Source organism: Allobosea minatitlanensis (assembly GCF_964020775.1).
The window spans coordinates 201355-223554 of record NZ_OZ224509.1 but is presented as its reverse complement, the minus strand read 5'-3'; the positions used below and the strand labels follow the sequence as shown (position 1 = coordinate 223554).

22 protein-coding genes and 1 tRNA gene are annotated in these 22200 nt (G+C 68.9%); 9 read left to right on the top strand and 14 right to left on the bottom strand.

What is annotated here, in order from left to right; all coding sequences use genetic code 11:
* Positions 1-13: 13 nt before the first annotated feature.
* Both ACWH43_RS01115 and ACWH43_RS01110 read right to left on the bottom strand, forming a co-directional pair.
* Entirely contained in the window at positions 14-1180 is a 1167-nt protein-coding gene (locus tag ACWH43_RS01115) for an ABC transporter substrate-binding protein (protein WP_158444228.1), read from the bottom strand.
* Positions 1181-1780: 600 nt separating this feature from the next.
* A tRNA-Ala gene (locus ACWH43_RS01110) sits at positions 1781-1856 on the bottom strand.
* 118 nt (positions 1857-1974) lie between these two features.
* On the opposite strand from ACWH43_RS01110, the gene ACWH43_RS01105 reads away from it, so the two are divergent.
* Together ACWH43_RS01105 and ACWH43_RS01100 are read left to right on the top strand one after the other, a co-directional pair.
* Positions 1975-2265: a YggT family protein gene (locus ACWH43_RS01105; RefSeq protein WP_158444227.1), complete on the top strand. Its 291-nt coding sequence runs from the start codon at positions 1975-1977 to the stop codon at positions 2263-2265.
* 118 nt (positions 2266-2383) lie between these two features.
* Positions 2384-3979, top strand: a complete 1596-nt coding sequence (locus ACWH43_RS01100) for a gamma-glutamyltransferase (RefSeq protein WP_260348220.1) — start codon at positions 2384-2386, stop codon at positions 3977-3979.
* 68 nt (positions 3980-4047) lie between these two features.
* Here the strand turns inward: ACWH43_RS01100 and ACWH43_RS01095 are convergent, their stop codons facing one another.
* Together ACWH43_RS01095 and ACWH43_RS01090 are read right to left on the bottom strand one after the other, a co-directional pair.
* Positions 4048-5628 (bottom strand): ABC transporter substrate-binding protein, encoded by a 1581-nt coding sequence (locus ACWH43_RS01095; RefSeq protein WP_158444225.1) that lies wholly within the window; start codon positions 5626-5628, stop codon positions 4048-4050.
* Positions 5629-5677: 49 nt separating this feature from the next.
* On the bottom strand, positions 5678-7171 hold the full coding sequence (locus tag ACWH43_RS01090) for an amidase (protein ID WP_158444224.1): 1494 nt from the start codon (positions 7169-7171) through the stop codon (positions 5678-5680).
* Between the two features lie 117 nt (positions 7172-7288).
* On the opposite strand from ACWH43_RS01090, the gene ACWH43_RS01085 reads away from it, so the two are divergent.
* Positions 7289-7645, top strand: a complete 357-nt coding sequence (locus tag ACWH43_RS01085) for a DUF167 family protein (RefSeq protein ID WP_158444223.1) — start codon at positions 7289-7291, stop codon at positions 7643-7645.
* A gap of 71 nt (positions 7646-7716) precedes the next feature.
* Positions 7717-8415: a carbonic anhydrase gene (locus ACWH43_RS01080; protein ID WP_158444222.1), complete on the top strand. Its 699-nt coding sequence runs from the start codon at positions 7717-7719 to the stop codon at positions 8413-8415.
* 75 nt (positions 8416-8490) lie between these two features.
* Here ACWH43_RS01080 and ACWH43_RS01075 read toward each other — a convergent pair whose 3' ends face one another.
* Positions 8491-9420, bottom strand: coding sequence for a site-specific tyrosine recombinase XerD (locus ACWH43_RS01075; protein ID WP_158444221.1), 930 nt, complete (start codon positions 9418-9420; stop codon positions 8491-8493).
* A complete protein-coding gene (locus ACWH43_RS01070) occupies positions 9421-9573 on the bottom strand; it encodes a histidine kinase (protein WP_158444220.1) in 153 nt (50 codons plus the stop codon).
* Positions 9574-9769: 196 nt separating this feature from the next.
* On the opposite strand from ACWH43_RS01070, the gene ACWH43_RS01065 reads away from it, so the two are divergent.
* The gene (locus tag ACWH43_RS01065; protein ID WP_158444219.1) at positions 9770-10369 is read left to right on the top strand and encodes a shikimate kinase; all 600 of its coding nucleotides are present in this window, start codon (positions 9770-9772) and stop codon (positions 10367-10369) included.
* On the top strand, positions 10366-11520 hold the full coding sequence (aroB, locus tag ACWH43_RS01060; RefSeq protein ID WP_158444218.1) for a 3-dehydroquinate synthase: 1155 nt from the start codon (positions 10366-10368) through the stop codon (positions 11518-11520). Before ACWH43_RS01065 ends, aroB begins: the two co-directional genes overlap by 4 nt.
* Positions 11521-11577: 57 nt before the next feature.
* Here aroB and ACWH43_RS01055 read toward each other — a convergent pair whose 3' ends face one another.
* Complete coding sequence (locus tag ACWH43_RS01055) at positions 11578-13398, bottom strand: glucan ABC transporter ATP-binding protein/ permease (RefSeq protein WP_158444217.1); 1821 nt, start codon at positions 13396-13398, stop codon at positions 11578-11580.
* Between the two features lie 142 nt (positions 13399-13540).
* Here ACWH43_RS01055 and ACWH43_RS01050 point away from each other — a divergent pair, with 142 nt between their 5' ends.
* Together ACWH43_RS01050 and ACWH43_RS01045 are read left to right on the top strand one after the other, a co-directional pair.
* Positions 13541-14311 carry a motility protein A gene (locus ACWH43_RS01050; RefSeq protein WP_158444216.1) on the top strand — a complete coding sequence of 257 codons (771 nt, stop codon included), beginning with the start codon at positions 13541-13543 and terminating at the stop codon, positions 14309-14311.
* 14 nt (positions 14312-14325) lie between these two features.
* Entirely contained in the window at positions 14326-15150 is an 825-nt protein-coding gene (locus ACWH43_RS01045; protein ID WP_158444215.1) for an OmpA/MotB family protein, read from the top strand.
* Positions 15151-15316: 166 nt separating this feature from the next.
* Here ACWH43_RS01045 and ACWH43_RS01040 read toward each other — a convergent pair whose 3' ends face one another.
* The 7 genes from ACWH43_RS01040 to ACWH43_RS01010 all read right to left on the bottom strand — a co-directional run bounded on the left by ACWH43_RS01040 (position 15317) and on the right by ACWH43_RS01010 (position 20886).
* The gene (locus tag ACWH43_RS01040; RefSeq protein WP_158448162.1) at positions 15317-15613 is read right to left on the bottom strand and encodes a hypothetical protein; all 297 of its coding nucleotides are present in this window, start codon (positions 15611-15613) and stop codon (positions 15317-15319) included.
* Between the two features lie 5 nt (positions 15614-15618).
* Positions 15619-16629 carry a WD40 repeat domain-containing protein gene (locus ACWH43_RS01035; RefSeq protein ID WP_158448161.1) on the bottom strand — a complete coding sequence of 337 codons (1011 nt, stop codon included), beginning with the start codon at positions 16627-16629 and terminating at the stop codon, positions 15619-15621.
* Positions 16630-16831: 202 nt separating this feature from the next.
* Positions 16832-17794 (bottom strand): CobW family GTP-binding protein, encoded by a 963-nt coding sequence (locus ACWH43_RS01030; protein WP_158445445.1) that lies wholly within the window; start codon positions 17792-17794, stop codon positions 16832-16834.
* Positions 17795-17967: 173 nt separating this feature from the next.
* Positions 17968-18909: a metal ABC transporter substrate-binding protein gene (locus tag ACWH43_RS01025; protein WP_158445444.1), complete on the bottom strand. Its 942-nt coding sequence runs from the start codon at positions 18907-18909 to the stop codon at positions 17968-17970.
* 36 nt (positions 18910-18945) lie between these two features.
* Positions 18946-19821: a metal ABC transporter permease gene (locus ACWH43_RS01020; RefSeq protein ID WP_158445443.1), complete on the bottom strand. Its 876-nt coding sequence runs from the start codon at positions 19819-19821 to the stop codon at positions 18946-18948.
* 154 nt (positions 19822-19975) lie between these two features.
* The gene (gene aztA, locus ACWH43_RS01015; RefSeq protein ID WP_158445442.1) at positions 19976-20710 is read right to left on the bottom strand and encodes a zinc ABC transporter ATP-binding protein AztA; all 735 of its coding nucleotides are present in this window, start codon (positions 20708-20710) and stop codon (positions 19976-19978) included.
* Between the two features lie 14 nt (positions 20711-20724).
* A complete protein-coding gene (locus ACWH43_RS01010; RefSeq protein WP_260348222.1) occupies positions 20725-20886 on the bottom strand; it encodes a hypothetical protein in 162 nt (53 codons plus the stop codon).
* Positions 20887-21137: 251 nt separating this feature from the next.
* Between ACWH43_RS01010 and ACWH43_RS01005 the strand changes: the two genes are divergently transcribed.
* Positions 21138-22106 (top strand): TAXI family TRAP transporter solute-binding subunit, encoded by a 969-nt coding sequence (locus tag ACWH43_RS01005; protein ID WP_158445441.1) that lies wholly within the window; start codon positions 21138-21140, stop codon positions 22104-22106.
* Positions 22107-22200 lie beyond the last annotated feature (94 nt).

Here is a 22200-nt window from a genome sequence, read left to right as displayed (position 1 = left end):
AAAAGGCTGGGGGTCACTTCGACACCAGAGCCACGTTTCCGTTCCTGATCTGCGCGACCACCACGCCGCTGACGCCGGAATGGTGCCCGGGCGCGTAGCTGTAGGTGACGCCGAGAACGCCCTGCTGGCTCTGGATGTCCTCGAGCGCCTTCTTCAGCGTCTCGCCGGTGACCTCGGGACCCGCGCGCCTGATGCCCTCGGCGAGCAGCATGCCGATGTCGTAGTTCTGCGCCACCCACCACTGGGCCGGCTCGGGATACTGGCCGTACTTGGCCTTGAAGGCTTCGCGGAAATCCCCGATCGTCTTGGCGCGCGGATCGTCGCTGGGGAAGGTGTCCCAGACCGAGAAGGGCACGGCGGCGAAATAGGTGCCCTCGACGGCGGCCGGTCCGCCGATCTGCATCAGGGCCGAGAGCCCCGCCACCGGGAAGGTCGTGCTGCCGAAGACCTTGGCGGCGTAGCCGATTTCCGCCTTCTGCTTCAGGATCAGGCCGGCCGCGGGGCCCGCGCCGGTGACCAGGATCCAATCGGCGTTGGCCGCCTTAAACTTGGACAATTGCGGGATGAAGTTCTTGTCGGTGGCGGAGTTGTAGCTCTCCGCCGCGACCACCGTCAGACCCTGCTTCTTCGCCTCGGCGGCCCAGACCTGCCCCAGCGTCCTGGCCCAGACGTCGATGGCGCTCAGGATGGCGACCGACTTGGCCCCCTGCTGCTTCAGGAAGGCGATGGCGACGGGGGCTTCCTCTTCGGGTGTCGGCGCGGTCGCGAAGGCGTAGTCGGACTTGGTCGGCAGGATCGTCGAGCAGACCATGTTCACGACCCGGTTCTTGATCATCATCGGCGCCACGGCCTCGACGATGTCGCTGCGCACCGGCCCGACGACCGCCAGCGTCTTCTCGCCCTCGATCATCTTGACCGCAAGCGGAACGCCCTTCGTCGCGTCCGATTCGTCGTTCAACTGGACGACCTCGACCTTGCGGCCGTGAATGCCGCCGGCGCTGTTGATCTGGTCGATCGCCAGCATCAGGCCGTCACGCCCGCCGAGGCCCATATTCGCGACATAGCCCGACAGCGACGTCAGCATGCCGATCTTGTAGGTATTCTCGGCAGCCTGAATGCTGCCGGCAGTGAGGCCCGCGGCCACGCCCAGCAGAATCCCCGAAATACTGCGAACCCTCATCCTCTGTCTCCTCCGGATTTCTTGTTCGCTCGCCTCGCCGGTTGGATCCGACCTTGTTGCGAGCCGTTTTTGTGATGAATCGCGATTCCGATTCGGTAAAAATGGAATTCGCCGGGGCGAAATCTGCGTCTGTCGGGCCTCTCGCCCCGCAATCGGAAGTAATGAATCCCCCTCTGACTCACGCAAGACCGCGGCGACGCGGGCGAAGGTTCAAGAAACGAGCACGAGACCGGGCATCGCGCCGGTGCCGGTCGAGGCATATCGCCCGCGCCGGCATATTGCGGCCCTGTTCGGCCCTTGAACCCAACTAAGCTATGACGAAGCCGGAGCGCGCGAAAACCGGCCAAATGTTGATATGACGTATCAGGAAATCCGATGAAACAAGCCTGAGCATGATCGACAAAGGCGAGGCTCGACCGAAGATGCCCGGTTCTGGCCGCCCGGCGGGATCTGGCCGCCCGACGGGCGCAGCCGGCCCCGCCTTCAACGGAACCGGATGCAGGCGCGTCATTCCGAACGGGTCCACATGCGCGGACCGCGGCGAGCACCCGGATTTCTCATATGCTGGCTTGCCGGACCGTCAACCACGCAGCGGGTGGCTGGTGGAGCTGAGGGGATTCGAACCCCTGACCTCTGCAGTGCGATTGCAGCGCTCTCCCAACTGAGCTACAGCCCCAAGGCGCTGGCCTTCTAGGCCGTGCGTCGCGTGGATGTCAATCGCTTCCGTTGCCTCTTTCGGCAGGTCTCGACGATATTCTGCGGCAACTCCCCGTACCGGCCCAAAAGGAAGACCGATGCGTGCCGTTCTCGACGTGGTCCTGCTCGCGCTGCAGATCTATGTGTGGATCCTGATCGCCTCGGCCGTTCTGAGCTGGTTGATCGCCTTCAACGTCATCAACACCCGCAACCAGTTCGTCGCGACCGTCTGGGACATGCTCTATCGCCTGACCGAGCCGCTGCTGCGGCCGATCCGCGAGCGGCTGCCCAATCTCGGCGGCATCGACATCTCGCCGATCATCCTGCTGCTAATCATCTACTTCATCCAGAGCGTGATCATCCGCTACATCTACCCGAACGTGTTCTGAGGCAGGCCGCGCGCCCGCGCCCTGCGCGGGACGCGACCCGAACGCGGGCAGGACGCATTCGACCTCGCATGCCCGCCCATGCAGTATGCCGCCGCCGACAAACCGCGGAGGCCGCCTCGTGTATAAGCCCGCCACACCCTATCGCACCCAGAACTGGACGCTGACCAAGCCCTCGGCCAGCGGCCGGAACGGCATCGTCGTCTCCCAGAGCCGGGAAGCGGCCGAGGCGGGCGCCGCGATCCTCGAGCAGGGCGGCAACGCCGCCGACGCCGCCGTCGCCACCTGCTTCGCGCTGGCGGCGGTCGAGCCCTGGAACAGCGGCCTCGGCGGCATCGGCTTCGCGGTCGTGCTCAAGGCCGGCGAGAGCCGCGCGCAGGTCGTCGATTTCGGGCCGGTCGCGCCGCGCCGGGCCAATCCCGCCGACTACCCCCTCACCGGCGAGATGAAGAAGGACCTGTTCACCTGGCCGGAGGTCGCCGACGACCGCAACATCCACGGCCCCCTCTCCTTCGTCACGCCCTCCTCGGTCGCCGGCTATGCCCGGCTGAAGGAGGCCTTCGGCTCGAAGCTGCCGCTCGCCGATCTGCTGGCGCCCGCGATCGCCCTGGCGAAGCGCGGCCTGCCGGCCGACTGGTACACGACGCTGAAGATCGCCTCCTCCGCCGCCGTCCTGCGGCTCTATGCGGAAAGCGCGCGGATCTATCTGCCCGGCGGCCTGCCGCCGGTGCCGCCCTATCAGGGCTCGCCGGGCTTCATGGTGCTGGGTGAACTGCCCGCGACGCTGGAGCGCCTGGCCCAGGCCGGGCTCGACGATTTCTACCGCGGCGACATCGCCCGGCGCATCGCGGCGGACATCGCCGCGGCCGGAGGCGTGGTCGATGCCGAGGACCTGGCGAACTGCCGGGCCGAGCTGCGCGAGGCGCCGACCATCGCCTGGCGCGACAGCCATCTGATCCACACCGCCGGCGGCCTGACCGCGGCGCCCACGTTCGAACGCGTCGTCGCCGGCATGGCCGATGCGCCCGTCGACGCCGCAGGCCCCTCGGCCGCCTGGTTCGCCGCGCTTTCGCGCGTGATGCGGCAGGCCTATCGCGAGCGGCTCGACGGGCTCGGCGCCGCGGCGGCGGCGAAGGAGCCGGGCGATACCTGCACGACGCATCTCACCGTCGTCGACCGCGAGGGCAACCTCGTCTCCGTCACCACCACCCTGCTGTCCTCGATGGGCAGCCGCGTCGTGCTGCCCGCGACCGGCGTGCTGATGAACAACGGCATGATGTGGTTCGACCCGCGCCCCGGCAGCGCCAACGCCATCGCGCCCGGGGCCCGGCCGCTCTGCAACATGCTGCCGGTCGTGGTCACGCCGAAGGATGGCGGCTGGCCGCGCCTCGCCGCCGGCTCCTCCGGCGGGCGGCGCATCCTCGCCAGCGTCTACCAGACCCTGGCCTGGCAGCTCGATTTCGCCATGGACACCGAGCGGACCGCGCACCAGCCGCGCATCGACGTCTCCGGCCCCGATTCGACCAGTGCCGACCAGCGCCTGCCGGCCGCGATCATCGCCGCGCTCGAAGCCGCCGGCCCGACCCTGCTCGCGGAGCATGCGGTGCTGCCGATCAACTATGCCTGCCCCAACTTCATCCGCGTCGGCCGCGACGGCGCCGAGGGGTCGAGCGACGCCGCCTCGCCCTGGTCGGCCGCGGTCGCGGCGCAGCGCTGACCCCGAACGCACCGGATCATGCAAGAAGGGCGGCCCCGCGGCCGCCCTTTCCCGTTCCGGCGCCGCGTTCAGGCGCGCTTCAGCCCCCAGGGATAGGGCGCCGAGCCGGGCAGCATGCCGGTCAGGGTCTTGCGATAGGCCGTGCGGATCACGAACTGGCCGAGCGGGATCGTCCCGACCTCCTCCAGCGCCAGCCGGCCGAGCGCGATCGCCTTCTGCTTCTGCGTCGCCTCGTCGGCGCCGTAGAGCCACTCCTCGGCCAGCGCTTCCGCCTTGTCGCTCTTCCACCAGCCGAACCAGCCCTTCTCGCCCTGGCCGCGCACGAGGTTCGACAAGGCGGGGTTGCCCCAGCCCGTGGCCGAGCCGGTGGTGTGGAAGATGCTCCAGCCGCCCTTCTCAACCGGCTCGCGGCTGTTGCGGCGCTGGATCACCGTGCCCCAGTCGCTCGCCGCCATCTCGACATTCATGCCGAGCTGCTTGAGCAATTCGAAGGTCACCTCGCCGAGCGGGCCGATATCCGGGAAGTCGGTCGGGTTGATGATCACGACCTTCTCGCCGTTATAGCCGGATTCCTTCAGCGCGGCCCTGGCCTTCTCCAGGCTCTGCGGCATCAGGTCCTCCTGCTCGCCGGTATAGTACGGTGTGCCGCGCCACCACAGGTTGCGGCAGGTCTGCCACATCGAGGTGTCGTCGCCCTGGGAGGCGCGCATATAGTCCTCCTGCTTCACCGCCATGCGCACGGCTGCGCGCACCTTCGGATTGTTGAAGGGCGGCTGGAGATGGTTGAGCCGGATGATCGCGCCGCGCCCGGCCGTGTCGATGACCTCGCGCTTGATGTCGGGGCTCTGCGCCAGCATCGGCTGGAGATCGGCCAGGGGCCGCTCCCACCAGTCCACCTCGCCGCGCGTCAGCGCCGCCGCCGCCGTCGCCGGGTCGGGCAGCACGTTCCACTCGATCCGCTTGAAATGCGCGACCTTGCCGCCGGCATTGCGGCTGGGCGCCTCGCTGCGCGGCTTGTAGCCGTCGAACTTCTCGTAAACGACCTTGCTGCCGGTGACGAACTCGCCCGCGACGAACGTGTAGGGGCCGGAGCCGACGACCTCCGTGACCTGCTTGTTGGCGTCGGTCTGGGCCAGCCGCTCGGGCATGATGAAGGGCGGGTTGTCGGCCTTGGACAGCAGGTCGAGCATCATCGGGAAGGGCCGGGTCAGCTTGATCTCGATGGTCCGGTCGTCGGCCGCGTTCCAGGCCTCGACGACCCTGGCGAGGAGCTGGCCGTAGGGATCGCGCTGGCACCAGCGCTTCATGCTCTGGATGCAGTCAGCGGCCCTGACCGGCGCCCCGTCATGGAAGGAGAGGCCCTCGCGCAGCCTGATCCGCCAGGTCTTCTGGTCGGCCGAGATCTCGTGGCCCTCGGCCATCTGCGGCTGCGGCTTCAGATCGAGGTCGCCGCCATAGAGCGTGTCGAAGACGTAGTAGCCGTGGTTGTTGGTCACCGTCGCCGTCGTCCAGATCGGATCGAGCGCGGTGAGGTTGGCCTGCGGCACGAATTTCATCAGATCCGCGCTTTGCGCCTGCGCCGTCCGTATCAGCGCCGGCCCGGCCAGGGCCAGCGCGCTCGTCCCCTTCAGAAAATCGCGTCGTTTCATGATCCCTCTCCTTGTTGTTGTGGTGGTGAAACGGGTCGCGGGCGCGCCGTCAGGCGAAGCCCATGAAATTCGGGCTCTCGCTGATCGGGCGCGCCCGGGCGAGCCGGTCGAGATCCGGCACCGGCCGCGCCGTCAGCGGATCGCCGGCGAGCGCCGCCTCCAGCGCCGCCGCCACCGCCAGCACCTTGGCGTCGCCGCCGCGCGGCCCGACGATCTGGAGGCCGAAGGGCATGCCGTTGCGGTCGAGCCCGACCGGCAGCGAGATCGCCGGATGGCCGACGATGGTGACGGCATAGGCGAGCGCGAGCCAGTGGAAATAGGTGCGGGTCGGCTTGCCGTCGATCTGCGCCGGGAAGAGCTCGGTCCAGGGCCGCGGGCTCAGCGTCACGGCCGGCGACAGGATGACGTCGTAATCGGCGAAGAAGCCCTGCCAGCGCTGATAGATCGCCGTCTGCTGCTTCATCGCCCGCGTCACGTCGAGCGCGGAATAGCCCAGGCCCTCCTCGACATTGGCGCGGACATTCGGCCCGACCATCTCGGGCGTATCGCGCACTTTGTCGAGATGGCTGGCGAGGAAATAGGCCGCGCGCAGGATCTCGAAGACTTCGTCAGCGCCCTCGCAATCCGGCGTCGCTTCCTCCGCCGCATGGAAGAGATGGCTGAAGGCGCCGGTCTTCTCGAAGAAGGTCTCGCGGATCAGCCGCTCGGTCGGGGCGAAGCCGAAATCCGGCGTCAGCGCGACCTTGAGCGAAGCCAGGTCGATCGCCTCCGGCCGGACGAAGTCCTCAGGCCGCCGCACCGTCTTGCCGTGGATCGTGGTGGCGAGCGCATCGGCTCCGTCGTCGGAGACCATGGTCGAGAGCAGCAGGCACAGATCCGGCACGTTGCGCGCCATCGGCCCGAGCACGGGAAGCGGGGACCAGCCGAGCAGCCGCTTCTCGCTCGGCACCAGGCCGGGCGTCGGGCGGAAGCCGACGATGCCGTTGAAGGCGGCGGGATTGCGCAGCGAGCCGCCGGTGTCGGAGCCGGTCGCGAGCGGCACCATGCCGGTCGCCAGGGCGACGCCCGAACCGCCCGAGGACCCGGCCGCGCTCTTCGACGGGTCGAACGGGTTGCCGGTCGCGCCATAGACGGCGTTGCGCGTATTGGCGCCGGCGCCCCATTCGGGCGTGTTGGTCTTGCCGGCGATGATCGCCCCGGCCCGGCGCACCGAGGCGACGACGCGCTGGTCCTGCTCCGGCACGAAATCGCGATAGAGCGGGCTGCCATAGGTGGTGCGCAGGCCCGCCGTGTTCTCCAGGTCCTTGATCCCGATGGGCAGGCCGTGCAGCACGCCGAGCCTGTCGCCGCGCGCGGTGGCCTCGTCGGCGGCGGCCGCGGCCTTGCGGGCGGCCTCGTCGTCGCGCGCCACCATGGCGTTGACGGCCGGGTCGACCGCATCCATGCGGCGGATGCAGCTTTCGAGCAGCTCGCGGGCCGAAAGCTTCTTCGCCCCGATCAGGGCGCGGGCGGCGACGGCGCCGAGGTCGCAGGGTTCGGTCAAGGCAGGCTCTCCATTGCGCGCGCGGCCTCCCAGGCGGTATGCCGGATCGGCCCGGGGCCAGCCTAGAGGCTGGGATCACGGCTGGACAAGGCGCGGACGCGACATAGGGGGCAAGACATGGGCACCCTTCCCCCTGCGGGAACGGCCGGGCACGAGCCGGCCCCGCCCTGGCGGGAGACCAGGGACGGCCTCGCCGTCGCGGTGCGGCTGACGCCGCGCGGCGGGCGCGACGCGCTCGACGGGCTCGAGACGCTCTCGGACGGGCGCTGCGTGCTGAAGGCGCGCGTCCGGGCCGCGCCGACCGAGGGCGAGGCGAATGCCGCCCTGATCGCCCTCATCGCCAGGGAATTGAAGCTGCCGCGCTCGCAGGTCGCCATCGCCGGCGGCGCCACCGCGCGGCTGAAAACGGTCGCCCTGCAGGGCGAAAAAGCGGCGCTGCTGGCGCGGCTGGAGCAGCGTTTCGCCGCGCGCTGAGCCGTATTTTCACCTGCCGCAGCGCAGCATTCCGCTTGACGGCTCCCTCGCTTTCCTGTTCCACAATGGCCATGGACAAGCCTGCGACGCCCTTTCCCCAGCGGCTCACGGAAGGCTATCGCGCCTTTCTCGACGATCGTTTCGTCCGCGAGCAGGACCGCTACGAGGAACTCGGCGAGCACGGCCAGACGCCGAAGATCATGCTCATCGGCTGCTGCGATTCGCGCGTCTCGCCGGAGGTGATCTTCGATGCGCGCCCGGGCGAGATGTTCGTGGCCCGCAACATCGCCAATCTGGTCCCCCCCTTCCAGCCGGACGACCAGCTCCACGGCACCTCCGCCGCGCTCGAATACGCGGTGCAGGCGCTCAGGGTCCAGCATATCGTCGTGCTCGGCCATGGCCGCTGCGGCGGCATTCGCGCTTTCGCCGACGACAGCCAGAAGGCGCTGTCCCCGGGCGACTTCATCGGCAAGTGGATCACCCTGATCGCTCCGGCGGCCGAGCGCACCGGCGGGCGCGGCCGCAACGAGAACTTCGACGACTATCTGCACCGGCTCGAGCTGGCCTCGATCCAGCAGTCGCTGATCAATTTGCGCACCTTCCCCTGCGTGAGGATCCTCGAGGAGAAGGGCAAGCTGCATCTGCACGGCGCCTTCTTCGCGGTGGCGACCGGCGTGCTGATGATCCTCGACCCCGCCACCGGGCAGTTCATCCCGGCGGTCGGCGAGATGCCCAAGCGCGTCCAGCAGATCCGCTGCGTCGAAAGCTGAGGCCTTCCGCGAGCCGTCATCGCGAGGAGCGAAAGCGACGAAGCCTCGCTCGCAATGACGGGCCGGCAAGCCGCCTCAGCCTTCGTCCGCCAGCGGGTGGAGGTCGCGCACCATGCTCTTCAGCCTTTCGTCGAGGACATGGGTGTAGATCTGCGTCGTGGCGATGTCGGCATGGCCGAGCAATTCCTGCACTACCCGGAGATCGGCGCCGTTCTGCAGCAGATGGCTGGCGAAGGCGTGGCGCAGCACATGCGGGCTCAGGCCCGCCCCCGGAATCCCGGCCGCCCCGGCCAGCGCCTTGAGTTCGCGCCCGAAGACCTGGCGCGCAAGATGGCCGCTCTCCCCCTCGGCCGGAAACAGCCAGCGGCCCTCCGCCTGCCCGGCCTCGCCCAGCGCCTCGAGCCAGGCGCGGGCGGCGGCGCGCGCCGCCTCGTTCAGCGGCACCAGCCGTTCCTTGTCGCCCTTGCCGCGCACGATCAGGAAGCGCTCCCGCGTCGTCGCGGCCGAGAGCGGCAGGGCGATCAGCTCCGAGACGCGCAGACCCGTCGCATAGAGCATCTCGACAAGGCAGCGCATCCTGAGCGCCCGCAGCCGGGCGGCCGGTGACAGCCCCTCCCGCTCGCAGGCCTCGCGCGCCGCGGCCAGCAATCGGTCGACGGCCTCCACCGAGATCACCTTCGGCAGCGGGCGCCCCTGCCGCGGCCCCTCGATCGCCGCGGCCGGATCGCTGCCGCAGAGGCCTTCGGTGTAGAGGAAGCGGTGGAACTGCCGCACCGCCGAGAGCCGCCGTGCGGCCGAGGACGCCTTCAGCCCGCGCGCCGCGAGATCGGCGATCCAGCCGCGGATATCGGCCGACGTCGCCTGCTCCAGCGGCTTGCCGGCGAGGAAGACGAGATAGTCGGAGACGTCGCGCTCATAGGCCTCGAGCGTGTTGCGCGCCGCGCCGCGCTCGGCCGCCAGCATGTCGAGGAAGGCGCTGAGGCGCTGGCGCGGAACCCGGCTCATCTAGGGTGTCTTGGGCTGCAGCCGGGCCGGCGGCACGATCTCGACCATCTCGCGCTGCACCGGCTGGACGAAGGTGACGAGCGCGACCATGCCCGCAAAGACCAGCCCGGCCAGGACCGCGAGGAAGAACAGGAACCGGAACAGGGTCGGCACGTCTGGCGAACTTTCGCTCTGGCCCGAACGAGGATGTCGGCGCCGATCGGTTATCCGCGATGCCGCTCGGCCGGCGCAAGAGGGGCCGCGCTACAGCGCTGCGCAAAACGCGCCGCCGCTGACGGCGGCAGGCGTGACAGAGGCATGACGGATGCTGCCGGTGATGCTACATCCCGCCGCGAGGATAAGAGCCAGCATGACCGCCGCAGCCATTCAAGCCCCGGAGACTGCCGATCTGCGCCATGCGCTCGGCGGCCGCGCCGTCGTGCTGGTCGGCATGATGGGCTCGGGCAAGAGTTCGGTCGGCCGGCGGCTGGCGGCCCGGCTCGGCATGAGCTTTCTCGACGCCGACACCGAGATCGAGACCGCCGCGGGCATGACCATCCCCGAGATCTTCGCCCAGCGCGGCGAGACCGAATTCCGCGACGGCGAGCGGCGCGTCATCGCCCGCATCCTGGCGACGCAGGCCCCGCTGGTGCTCGCCACCGGCGGCGGCGCCTTCATGAACGCCGAGACCCGGGCGCGGGTGAAGGAGCTCGGCGTCTCGGTCTGGCTGAAGGCCGAGCCCGACGTGCTGATGCGCCGGGTGCGCAAGCGCTCGAACCGCCCGCTGCTCCAGACCGCCGACCCCGAGGGCACGCTGCGCGCCATGCTGGCGCAGCGCGAGCCGGTCTATGCGCTGGCCGACCTCACCATCCAGTCGCGCGACGAGCCGCATGAGGTCATCGTCGGCGATATTGTCGCCGCATTGGAGCGCCATCTTGGCCTCGCGGCTGGCGGAGTCGCTGCATCATGAACGCTACCACCCCCGCCCGGACCGGGGCCCGCATCACCGTCCCCGTCGCGCTCGAGGGGCGCGGCTACGACATCCATATCGGCCGCCACCAGCTCTGCGAGGCGGCGGCCCTGATCGCCTCCCTCGCGCCGGGCGCCCGCGCCGCGATCGTCACCGACGAGAGCGTGGCCGCCCTCCACGGCGCCGCCTTCGAGACCTGTCTCGCCCAGGAGGGCATCGCCGCCACCCGCATCACCATCCCGCCGGGCGAGGCCTCCAAATCCTACGCCCGGTTCGTCGCGCTCTGCGATGCGCTGCTGGCCGCGAAGATCGAGCGCAACGACCTCGTCATCGCCTTCGGCGGCGGCGTCGTCGGCGACCTCACCGGCTTCGCCGCGGCGGTTCTGCGCCGCGGCGTGCGCTTCGTGCAGGTGCCGACCACCCTGCTCGCCCAGGTCGATTCCTCCGTCGGCGGCAAGACCGGCATCAACTCGCCGCATGGCAAGAACCTGATCGGCGCCTTCCACCAGCCCGCGATGGTCATCGCCGACACCGCGCTCCTCGACACGCTGAGCGAGCGCGAGTTCAAGGCCGGCTATGCCGAGGTGGTGAAATACGGGCTGATCGACGATCCGGGCTTCTTCGACTGGTGCGAGACGAACTGGAGCCGCGTCATCGCCGGCGGGCCGGAGCGCGACCATGCCGTCGCCGTCGCCTGCCGGGCCAAGGCGGCGATCGTCGCCCGCGACGAGCGCGAGGAAGGCGACCGCGCCTTGCTCAATCTCGGCCATACCTTCGCCCATGCGCTGGAGCGGCTGACGCATTACGATTCGAGCCGCCTCGTCCATGGCGAGGCCGTCGCCATCGGCCTCGCCCTGGCCTTCCGCTTCTCGCAGCGGCTCGAGCTCTGCCCGGGCCAGGATGCCGTCCGCGTCGCGCGCCATCTCGACCATGTCGGCCTGCCGAGCCGGCTGCAGCAGGTGCCGGGCGGGGCCGGCAGCGCCGAGGAGATCCTGGCGGCGATGGCGCAGGACAAGAAGGTGAAGCGCGGCGCGCTGACCTTCATCCTCGCCCGCGGCATCGGCAAGAGCTTCATCGCGCCGGGCGTCGCGGCCGAGGAGGTCAGGAGCTTCCTGGAAGCCGAGCTCGCCGCCAACGGCGCGGCGCACTGACCGGGGTGCCGGGAAGGGCCGGGGACGATCGGCTCGGGCCGCCGAGCCGGGACTGCGCTATCGCTCCGCCGAGAGCTTCTGCGCCAGCGGCCTCGGGGTTTCCGCCGCCGGCTCGGAGGCCGGCTTGTCCGCGACGAGATACTGCGCCCGCGCCAGCGCCGCGAAGCGCCCGCCCTTGGCGACCAGCTCGTCGAAGGTGCCCATCTCCTCGACCTGCCCCTGCTCGAAGACCAGGATGCGGTCGGCGTTGCGGATCGTCGCCAGCCGGTGCGCGATGACGAAGGTGGTGCGGCCCTTCATCACCTCCTCCAGCGCCTTCTGCAACTTGACCTCGGTCGCGGCGTCGAGCGCCGAGGTCGCCTCGTCGAGGATCAGGATCGGCGGGTTCTTCAGCAGGGCGCGGGCGATCGAAAGCCGCTGGCGCTCGCCGCCGGAGAGGGTGCGGCCGCGCTCGCCGACCAACGTGTCGAGCCCGTCCGGCTGGCGCGCCATCACCTCGGTCGCCTGGGCCCGGTCGAGCGCCTGCATCATCTCGGCATCGGTCGCGTCGGGTTTGCCGACCTGCAAATTCTCGCGGATCGAGCGGGCGAACAGCATCGGCTCCTGGAAGACGACGCCGATATTGCGCCGGAGCGACAGCAGCGAGATCTCGCGGATGTCGAGGCCGTCGACGGTGATCCGGCCCGATTGCGGGTCGAAGGCGCGGTGCAGCAGCCCCAGCGTCGTCGACTTGCCCGAGCCGGTCGAGCCGACCACGGCGATGGTCTCGCCCGGCCTCACTGCGAAGGAGACGTCGCGCACCGCCGCGCGCTTGCCGTCATAGGAGAAGGAGACGTCCTCGAAGGCGACCGCTCCGGTCAGCCGGCCGGGGTCGGGAGCGTTCGGCCGGTCCCGCACGGTCGGCAGCGTGTCGACGACCTCGAAGAACTCGCGCATCTTCGGCGCCTGCATGAAGATGAAGTTCACGAAGGAGACGATCTGCTCCAGCCGCCCGACCAGCATGGTGGCGAAGCCCATGAAGGTGACGATCTCGCCGACCGTCGTCTGGCCGTGCATCAGCAGCCAGGTGCCGACGATGAAGATCGCCAGCACCGTCAGCGTCGCCGAGGCGCGCGTCGCGACATTGGCGACGGCCCACCAGGACAGGACCGGGATCTGCGCCGCCAGCACATTGGCGATGGTCGAGCGCAGGCCGCGCACCTCGGCCTCGATGCGGGTGAAGCTCTGGATCACAGGCACGTTGCCGAGCGCGTCGGAGGCCTTTTCCGCCAGGCTCGAATGATAGGATTCGACATTGCGCTGGAGCTGGTCGGTGCGGCGCAGCACGAAGCCGGTGAGCGAGCCGAACAGTACGACGAGGACGATCAAAAGCAGCCCGAGCTGCCAGTTCAGCCAGAGCGTGAAGGGCAGCAGCACGAACAGCGCGAAGATCGAGGCGCAATGCTCGCGGAAGAAGGAGAGCCACAGGCCCCACATCGCGCTGGCGCCGTCGAGCATCACCTTGAGCACGCGGCCCGAATGCGTCTGCGTGTGATAGGCGAGCGGCAGCGTCAGCGCATGCTCGAAAAAGCGCGCCATCACCGCCAGCCGGCGCCGATGCGCCAGCCTGTCGGCATGCAGCGCGACGAAGACGCCGAGCCCGATATTGGCGAGGCCGAAGCCGACCCAGGCGAAGATCAGCGGATTGATGCCGCCCCAGGTCAGCGTGCCGCCGGAGGACTGGATCCTGGTCAGCCGGTCGATCAGCGCGCCGAACAGCATCGGCTCGGCGAAGGCGACCGCTGCCAGCAGGATATTGGCGAGCGCCAGCACGACGCCGAGCCGCTTTTCGGGGCCGAGCTCGCCGAGGACGCGGGCATAGAGCGAGAGAAGCGACATCGTCCGATCCCTGTACCGCAAGCCGCGCGCGCCGCGAAGCCAACAAGCTTAACGCTTCGTTCAATCCATGACTCTTATGGTTACCGCAACTGCGAATATTGAGGCGCCCCGGCTGCGGCGGCGGTCCCGCGAAGGTGGTGTCATGGATATCGCAACCGGCATCGGCATCATCGGCGGCATCGCCACCATCTGCGGGCTGATCATCATCGACGGCGGCAATTTCGCCGCCTATTGGGACAAGCACGCCGCGATCATCATCTTCGGCGGCTCGGCCGCGGCGACGATGCTGCGCTTCCCCTTCTCGGTCATCGCCCACGGCCTGCCGATGGGCGCCCGCTTCGCCTTCACCATGAGCGCGAGCCATCCGCGCGACCTGATCGAGGAGATCACCCGCGTCGCCGAGATCGCCCGCAAGAGCGGGCCGGTCGCGCTCGAGAACGTCGAGGTCTCGGACCCTTTCCTGGCGCAGGGGCTGCGCTACATCGCCGACGGCTACGACAAGGACTTCATCCGCGACACGATGGAGCGCGACCGCGACAATTTCCTGCAGCGGCTCGAAGAGGGCTCCAAGGTCTACCGCGCCATCGGCGACTGCGCCCCGGCCTGGGGCATGATCGGCACCATCATCGGCATGGTGACGATGTTCGCCAACATGTCGGACCCCTCGCGCCTCGGCCCCGCCATGGCGACCGCCCTGCTCGCCACGCTCTACGGCGCGATCGTCGCCAACATGCTCACCCTGCCGCTGGCCGACAAGCTGCACGTCAAGCTGGAGGAGGAGGAGATCTCCCGCACCCTGATCATCGACGGCGTGCTGCAGATGCGCGACGCCAAGTCGCCGACCCTGGTGCGCGAGATGCTGCTCGCCTATCTGCCCGACCACCACCGGGCCGAGATGGCGGAAGCGGCGTGAGCGGGCGCTAGGCCATGGCCAGGAAGAAGCGCGGCGGCCATGGCGGCCACGGCTGGTTCGTCACCTTCGCCGATCTGATGGCCCTGCTGATGAGCTTCTTCGTCATGGTCGCCGCCTATTCGAGCCAGGACAAGCAGAAGCTCCAGATCGTCGCCGGCTCGATGCGCGAGGCCTTCGGCACGCAGACCGATGTGCGCCTCGCCGGCATCGTCGAGCTCGACGGCATCCCGACCAAGACCCACATCAAGAACGCCTATATCCGCCCACTCCAGGACGCCTCCGACAACACCGCGCCCAACCACAACAACCAGAAGGAGGACGGGCTGATCTCGGCGACCTACGACCGAGGCTTCGCGCTCGCCGCCGCCTCGCTGCGTCAGGCGCTGCGCGACATGCCGGAGATCGCCGAGGTCTCGCGCAACGTCCTCGTCGAGGTCACCGAGGCCGGCATCGACATCCAGCTCGTCGACCAGGAAGGCCGCGCCATGTTCGCCGAAGGCTCGGCCCAGCCGAACGAGCGCATGCGCAAGGTGCTCGCCGCCATCGCCCCGACGCTGCGGCGGATGCCGAACAAGATCGCTATTTCCGGCCACAGCGCGACGCCGCGCCCCGGCCAGCCGCCGGAAGGCGATCTCTGGGGGCTGTCCATCGCCCGCGCCAACGCGGTGCGCGAGATCCTCGCCAATGCCGGCGTTCCCAACGAACGCTTCCTCTCCGTCACCGGCAAGGGCGACACCGAGCCGCTGATCAAGGACAACCCCTATCTGCCCTATAACCGCCGGGTCGAGCTCGTGCTCAAGGCCGACGCGCCGGTGCTGCCGCAGGGGCTGAAGCCCTGAGCGGAAGCGTCCGTTCCCGGAAAAACGCCGTCATCCCGGGCGCAGCGAAGCGTAGACCCGGGATCCATGCCGGAGCGTTTCCGATAAGGATCAGGCATGGATCCCGGATCGGCGCCGCTCACGCGGCTTGTCCGGGATGACACCGCATTTGTACCCGATCGCCTTGTCAGCGACCCGCGGGCATATCCAGCGCTTCCGCCAGCGCCTCCGCCAGCGCCTCCGCCGTCACCTCGGCCATCGCCATCTGCAGCTTGAAGGCCTGCGTCTTCGCGCCGGGCTTCATGACGAGGATCACCGTCTCCGTGCCGGGGCAGCCCGGATCGGCGCAGAGGATTTCATTGACCGCGATGGCGACCGTCTCGGACAAGCCGAGCAAGGCGCGCACCTGCCCTTTCAGGCTTTCGGCTGCGGCTTTCGTCTCGGCCTTCGCCGCATCGCCCCTGCCGAAGAGCCCGAAGCGCATCGCCGTCAGCCCGGCAGCGTCAGCACGCCGGCGGCGCCGTCCTCGGCCCCGAAGGCGAGGCGCTTGCCGGCCTGGTCCCAGGCGAAGGCGCTGATGCCGCTGTCGCGCGCGGCCGGCCGGACCAGCAATTCGGAACCGTCCGTCAGCCGGACCAGCAGGATGCAGCCGTCGTCATAGCCGATCGCCAGCACCAGGGCGGCGGGATGGAAGGCGACGCGGGTGACCCGCGCCCGGCGCACGCCGCATTCGCGCGGCGCCTTGCCCTGCGGGCCCTCGCCCTGGAAGGGCCAGACGATGGCGCCGTCGGCGCCGCTGGAGGCCAGCCAGAGCCCGTCATGCGACCAGGAGAGCGAGCGGGGCTTGGCCGGGTAGCCGGTCATCCGCATATGGCCCGGCCGGTCGCCGAGCTTCCAGCCATGCAGGGCGTTCTCCTGCATCGAGGAGACGATGAAGCGCCCGTCCGGCGACCAGGCGACGTCGAGATGCGAGCCCTTCCATTCGAGGAATTCCGGCTTCGCCTCGGTGTTCGGATACCAGAGCGAGACACCGTTCATCTGGGCAATGGCGAGGCGATAGCCCTTCGGCGCGAAGACGAGCCCCTGCGGCGTGCTCGCCGCCTCCAGGATGCGGACACGGCCCTTCTCGTCGCGGGCGCTGACGGTCTTGCCGGTATTCCAGGCGAGATGGCCGGCCGGCGACAGCGCGATCGCGTCGACCCAGCGGCGCTTCGGGTCCCTGGCCAGCTCTTCCGGCGCGCCCGCGATGCGGGTCGCGACGATGCGGCCGTCGTCGCCGCCGCTGACGATGCGCTCGCCGTCGCCCACAGCACAGAGGATGCCGCCGGCATGGGCCTCGACGGTATCCGCCGCGCCGTCGCGCCAGCGCAGCACCCGCCCGTCGGCGAGCGCGAGGACGAGCCCCTGCTTCAGCCAGCGGGCCGCGACGACATGCGCTTCCGCGGCGATCGGGACGACATGCTCGCGCAGCGAGACGGGTTGGGCGGCGGTGGTATTCATGCGAACGGTCTAGCGCAGCTTTCCTGCGCGGGGAACCACGCCGTCATTCCGGGGCGCGCTGAAAGCGCGAGCCCGGAACCCAAGAACACCGTCCGGCATAGAAAAGGGCGATCAGGCAGCAGCTTCATAAGGCGCTGGCGTGTTCATGGGTTCCGGGCTCTTCGCTGCGCGAAGCCCCGGAATGACGGCAGTGGATGACCCCTCACGCCGCGCAGGCTTCGAAGCCCTTGCGCAATTCGTTCTCGTTGAGCCCGCGCCCGATGAAGACGAGGCGGCTCTCGCGCCTCTCGCCGGGCTTCCAGTCGCGCTGGAGGTCGCCGTCGAGGATCATGTGCACGCCCTGGAAGACGAAGCGGCGCGGCTCGTCCTTGAAGGCGAGGATGCCCTTGGAGCGCAGGATGTTCGGCCCCTGGATCTGGGCGATGTCGTTGATCCAGGGCATGAACTTCTCGGGATCGACGTCGCCCGGCACGGTCAGCGAGATCGAGCGCACATCCTCGGCATGGTGATGGTGATGGCCGGCCTCGAGGAAGTCCGGCTCGATGTCGAGGATACGGTCGAGATCGAAGGCCTTGCGGTCGAGCAGGGCCGCGATCTCGACATTGCAGCGCTCGGCCTTCTCCAGCCTGGCATAGGGGTTGATGGCGCGGATCGCCGCCTCGACCTCGGCCAGCTCCTCCGGCGTCACCAGGTCGGTCTTGTTGAGGATGATGACGTCGGCGAAGGCGATCTGGTTCTTCGCCTCGGGCGCGTCCTTCAGCCGGTCCTTCAGCCACTTGGCGTCGGTGACGGTGACGACGGCGTCGAGGCGGGTGGCGTCGCCGACATCCTGGTCGACGAAGAAGGTCTGGGCGACCGGCGCCGGATCGGCGAGGCCGGTGGTCTCGACGATGATCGCGTCGAACTTGCCCTTGCGCTTCATCAGCCCGTCGAGGATGCGGATCAGGTCGCCGCGCACGGTGCAGCAGATGCAGCCGTTGTTCATCTCGAACACTTCCTCGTCGGCGCCGACGACGAGGTCCCCGTCGATGCCCGCCTCGCCGAACTCGTTGACGATGACGGCGAACTTCTTGCCGTGATCCTCGGTGAGGATGCGGTTCAGAAGCGTGGTCTTGCCGGCGCCCAGATAGCCGGTGAGCACCGTGACGGGGATTTTTTCGGACATGGTCTGACCTGATTTCCTGATCGCAAATCCGTCCTCGGCCTTGCGGGCGAACGACCTGGGCCATCCCGGCCGGAGCGCAGCGGAGACCGGGGATCCGTGCCGGAACGGTTCAGGCAAGGATCCCCGGTCGACCTGCAGTCGCCCGGGATGACCGGCGGTTCACGCGAAAGCCCTTAGGCCGGGCCGGCGGCGAGCGCCTTCTCGATCTCGCTTATATTGTGCTTCATCATCCGGATGTAAGTCCCCGCCGGCCCGCTGGCGTCGGAGAGCGCGTCGGAATAGAGCTTGCCGCCGACCTTGGCGCCGCTCTCGCGCGCGATCTGCTCGACCAGGCGGGGATTGGTGACGTTCTCGAGGAAGACGGCCGGGATCTTCTGCGTCTTCACCTGCCGGATGATGCGGGCGACGTCCTTGGCGGAGGCCTCGGCCTCGGTCGAGACGCCCTGCGGCGCGATGAAGTCGATGCCGTAGGCCTTCACGAAATAGCCGAAGGCGTCATGGGTGGTGATCGCCTTGCGCCGCTCGGCCGGGATGCGCGCCACCGCCGCCTTGACCTCGCCTTCGAGCGCATCGAGCTGGGCGAGATAGGCCGCGGCATTGGCCTCATAGGCCGCCTTGCCGGCCGGGTCGGCGGCGCTCAGCGCATCGCGGATATTGGCGACGTAGACCTTGGCGTTGGCGATGCTCTGCCAGGCATGCGGATCGTCATGGCCATGCGCATGACCATGGCCCGCCTTGCCGTGATCCTCGTGATCGTCATCGGCCGCCAGCGGCGTGATGCCCTTCGTCGCCTCGGCCAGCGGCGCCTTGGTGCCGGAGGATTTGACCAGCCGGGGCAGCCAGCCCTCGAAATGCAGGCCGTTCACGACGACGAGCTTCGCCGCCGCGAGGGCTTTGGCGTCGGCCGGCGTAGGCGAGTAGACATGCGCGTCGCCGTCCGGGCCGACCAGCGTCGTCACGCCGACGCGGTCGCCGCCGACCTGCTTCACGAAATCGGCAAGCACCGAGAAGCTCGCCACCACCGGCAGCTTCTCCTGCGCGAAAGCCGCCGAAGGGAGCATGGCGAGGGCAAGCCCGGCAGCGAGATAGGCGGCGAGGTCGCGACGATTGGGCATGGTGGTCTCCGCTCGGAATGAAACGATATAACGTTTCTACCGTTCGAGATGTGACCAGATCAAGGCACGCCGCGCAAGACCGCCCTGCGAGCCGAGCAGGAGCGACAGGAGATAGACCACGCCCGCCGCCAGGATGACCGCAGGCCCCGCCGGCAGGCTCGAACCGGCGGCATAGGAGACGACGAGGCCGGCATAGCCGGAGAGCATGCCGAAGCCGGCGGCGAGCATGAGCAGCCGGGTGATGTCGGCGGTCCAGAAGCGGGCGGCGGCGGCGGGCAGCATCATCATGCCGACGGCCAGCAGCGTGCCGAGCGCGTTGAAGCCCGCGACGAGGTTGAGCACGACGAGGGCGAGGAAGGTGAGGTGCACGAAGCCGCCCGAGCGGCTGACCGAGCGCAGGAAGCCGGGATCGACGCATTCCAGCACCAGCGGCCGGTAAAGCGCCGCCAGCGCCAGGAGCGAGACGGTCGCCACGCCCGCGAGCAGGATCAGCACGCCGTCGTCGAGCGCCAGCACATTGCCGAAGAGGACGTGCAGCAGATCGATGGCCGAGCCGCGCAGCGAGACGATGGTGACGCCGAGCGCCAGCGAGATCAGATAGAAGGCGGCGAGCGAGGCGTCCTCCTTCAGCACCGTCGCCCGCGCCACGGCGCCGGCCAGCAGCGCCACGGCGAAGCCGGCCGCAAGCCCGCCGATGGTCATCGCCGGCAGCGAGAAGCCGGCGACGAGATAGCCCAGCGCCGCGCCGGGCAGGATGGCATGCGCCATGGCGTCGCCGGTGAGGCTCATCCGCCGGAGCATCAGGAAGACGCCGATCGGCGCGCCGGAGACCGACAGCGCCATCACGCCGACGAGCGCACGACGCATGAAATCGAATTCGGCGAAGGGGCCGATGAAGAGATCGTAGAGCATGGAGTCAGCTATCCAGCGGCCGATCGCAGCGACGTCATTGCGAGGAGCGAAGCGACGAAGCAATCCAGGAGGACTGGGTCCAACATCTCACCCAATCCTCCTGGATTGCTTCGCTGCGCTCGCAATGACGGAAAACCGGATCGCCGAGACTGTCTTAGGCCGCGTCGCGACGGCAGGGAGCGGCGTGGCTGTCGAAGGATTCGACCATGCGCCGCGCCGCGAGCAGGTTCTCCGGCGTCAGCACATCGGCGGTCGCGCCCCAGGCCACGGCCTCGCGCGCCAGCAGCAGCGTCTGCGGGAAGGCTCGGCGCACCGTCTCCATGTCGTGCAGCACGGCGACGACGGTGCGGCTCTCGCCATGCCAGCGCCGCACCAGCGCCAGCAGGTCGGCGGTCGTGCGCGCATCGATCGCGGTGAAGGGCTCGTCGAGCAGGATGATTTCGGCGTCCTGCAGCAGGAGCCGGGCGAAGAGCGCGCGCTGCATCTGCCCGCCGGAGAGCGTGCCGATCGGCCGGCGCTCAAAGCCCGTCAGGCCGACGGCGGCGATGGCATGCTCGACCTTGTGGGCGGCCGCCGCGCCGATGCGTCCGAAGATGCCGGCCCGGTTCCACAGGCCCATCGCGACGAGATCGTAGACATGGATCGGAAAGGAGCGGTCGAGCTCGGCCGATTGCGGCAGATAGGCCAGCCGCTTGCCCTTGGCGAGGGCAATGCCGCCGGAAAGCGGGGCGAGCGTGCCGGTGATGCCCTTGAGCAGCGTCGACTTGCCGGCGCCGTTCGGCCCGACGATGGCGATCAGGCTCCCCGCCGCGATCTCGCCGGAGAGATGATGCACCGCCGGGTGGCGGTCATAGCCGAGCGTCAGATCGGTGAGGCGAATGGCGGACAACGCGGACTTCCCTCTCAGACGATCACGGCCAACGTCGCGATCCACAGCAGCGCGACGACGATACCGGCCAGCCCCACGCGGCTCCAGGCCGACAGACGCAGCAGCGACCAGCCCGGATCCTCCGAGACGGCGTGCAAGCCGGCGTGACTGTGGCCATGGTCGTGCGCGTGAGCCATGTGCGACGATATAATATTACATCGAGGCCGGCACAAGCGGACTTCGCAGGCTTATGCACGCCGGCATCCGGCCGCGGCGCCGCGGCTCGATCCCACCGGCTCTCCGCGCATGGTCGAAAGCCGGCAGCGCTCGCCGATTGGGCTAAAGACGAAAGAGAAAGCGAAGTCTTGCGCTTTTCCTTCGCGGCGAACCTGCTCTACAACGTCAGGCAAACCGGCCGCTCAAGCCGGGGCCGTCCAGGGAGTTTCTCATGAAAACGCTGTTCCGTGCCCGGCGCCTCGCCGGTCTTGCCGCCGCTGTTCTCCTCGTTGCCGCGCCGGCGGGCGCCCGCGCCCAGGAGTTCATCAATATCCTCACCGGCGGCACCTCGGGCGTCTATTACCCGATGGGCGTCGCGCTCTCGAAGATCTATGGCGAGAAGATCCCGAATGTCCGCCCGACCGTGCAGGCGACCAAGGCCTCGGTCGAGAACCTCGTGCTGCTGCAGCAGGGCCGCGGCGAGATCGCCTTCACGCTCGGCGACTCGCTCGACGCCGCCTGGAAGGGCGATGAGGAAGCCGGCTTCAAGGCCCCGTTGAAGAAGCTGCGCGGCATCAGCGCGATCTATCCCAACTATGTCCAGATCGTCGCCTCGAAGGAGAGCGGCATCAAGACGCTCGCCGATCTCAAGGGCAAGCGCCTCTCGGTCGGCGCGCCGAAATCGGGCACCGAACTCAATGCCCGCGCCATCCTCGCCGCGGCGGGGCTCTCCTACAAGGACCTCGGCAAGGTCGAATACCTGCCCTTCGCCGAGTCGGTCGAGCTGATGAAGAACCGCCAGCTCGACGCCACGCTGCAATCGGCCGGCCTCGGCGTCGCCTCGCTGCGCGACCTCGCCACCTCGGTCGAGATCAACGTCGTCGAGGTGCCGAAGGCGGTGATCGACAAGGCCGGCGCCCCCTTCGTCAGCGCGACCATTCCGGCAGACACCTATACCGGCCAGACTGCCGCGGTGAACACGGCCGCCGTGGTCAACTACCTCGTCACCCATGAAGGCGTGAAGGAGGATCTGGTCTATCAGATGACCAAGAACATCTTCGAGAATCTCGGCGATCTCGCCGCCTCCCATGCGGCCGGCAAGGAGATCAAGCTCGACAAGGCGCTCGAGGGCATGCCGGTGCCGCTGCATCCGGGCGCGGCCCGGTACTTCAAGGAAAAGGGCCTGAAGGTCGGCTCGTAAAGGCGTGCATGAAGCGCGTCATCCCGTGCGCGCCGCAGCGTGCAACGCTGCGGCGCAGATGCGGGGCGACACCATGACACCGGCAGGATCTGGA

Bases quoted from the DNA above. Each gene is read 5' to 3' on its own strand.
- ACWH43_RS01115 (WP_158444228.1), bottom strand. From the start codon at position 1,180: ATGAGGGTTCGCAGTATTTCGGGGATTCTGCTGGGCGTGGCCGCGGGC.
- ACWH43_RS01105 (WP_158444227.1), top strand. From the start codon at position 1,975: ATGCGTGCCGTTCTCGACGTGGTCCTGCTCGCGCTGCAGATCTATGTG.
- ACWH43_RS01095 (WP_158444225.1), bottom strand. From the start codon at position 5,628: ATGAAACGACGCGATTTTCTGAAGGGGACGAGCGCGCTGGCCCTGGCC.
- ACWH43_RS01085 (WP_158444223.1), top strand. From the start codon at position 7,289: ATGGGCACCCTTCCCCCTGCGGGAACGGCCGGGCACGAGCCGGCCCCG.
- ACWH43_RS01080 (WP_158444222.1), top strand. From the start codon at position 7,717: ATGGACAAGCCTGCGACGCCCTTTCCCCAGCGGCTCACGGAAGGCTAT.
- ACWH43_RS01075 (WP_158444221.1), bottom strand. From the start codon at position 9,420: ATGAGCCGGGTTCCGCGCCAGCGCCTCAGCGCCTTCCTCGACATGCTG.
- ACWH43_RS01065 (WP_158444219.1), top strand. From the start codon at position 9,770: ATGACCGCCGCAGCCATTCAAGCCCCGGAGACTGCCGATCTGCGCCAT.
- aroB (WP_158444218.1), top strand. From the start codon at position 10,366: ATGAACGCTACCACCCCCGCCCGGACCGGGGCCCGCATCACCGTCCCC.
- ACWH43_RS01055 (WP_158444217.1), bottom strand. From the start codon at position 13,398: ATGTCGCTTCTCTCGCTCTATGCCCGCGTCCTCGGCGAGCTCGGCCCC.
- ACWH43_RS01050 (WP_158444216.1), top strand. From the start codon at position 13,541: ATGGATATCGCAACCGGCATCGGCATCATCGGCGGCATCGCCACCATC.
- ACWH43_RS01045 (WP_158444215.1), top strand. From the start codon at position 14,326: ATGGCCAGGAAGAAGCGCGGCGGCCATGGCGGCCACGGCTGGTTCGTC.
- ACWH43_RS01040 (WP_158448162.1), bottom strand. From the start codon at position 15,613: ATGCGCTTCGGGCTCTTCGGCAGGGGCGATGCGGCGAAGGCCGAGACG.
- ACWH43_RS01035 (WP_158448161.1), bottom strand. From the start codon at position 16,629: ATGAATACCACCGCCGCCCAACCCGTCTCGCTGCGCGAGCATGTCGTC.
- ACWH43_RS01030 (WP_158445445.1), bottom strand. From the start codon at position 17,794: ATGTCCGAAAAAATCCCCGTCACGGTGCTCACCGGCTATCTGGGCGCC.
- ACWH43_RS01025 (WP_158445444.1), bottom strand. From the start codon at position 18,909: ATGCCCAATCGTCGCGACCTCGCCGCCTATCTCGCTGCCGGGCTTGCC.
- ACWH43_RS01020 (WP_158445443.1), bottom strand. From the start codon at position 19,821: ATGCTCTACGATCTCTTCATCGGCCCCTTCGCCGAATTCGATTTCATG.
- ACWH43_RS01010 (WP_260348222.1), bottom strand. From the start codon at position 20,886: ATGGCTCACGCGCACGACCATGGCCACAGTCACGCCGGCTTGCACGCC.
- ACWH43_RS01005 (WP_158445441.1), top strand. From the start codon at position 21,138: ATGAAAACGCTGTTCCGTGCCCGGCGCCTCGCCGGTCTTGCCGCCGCT.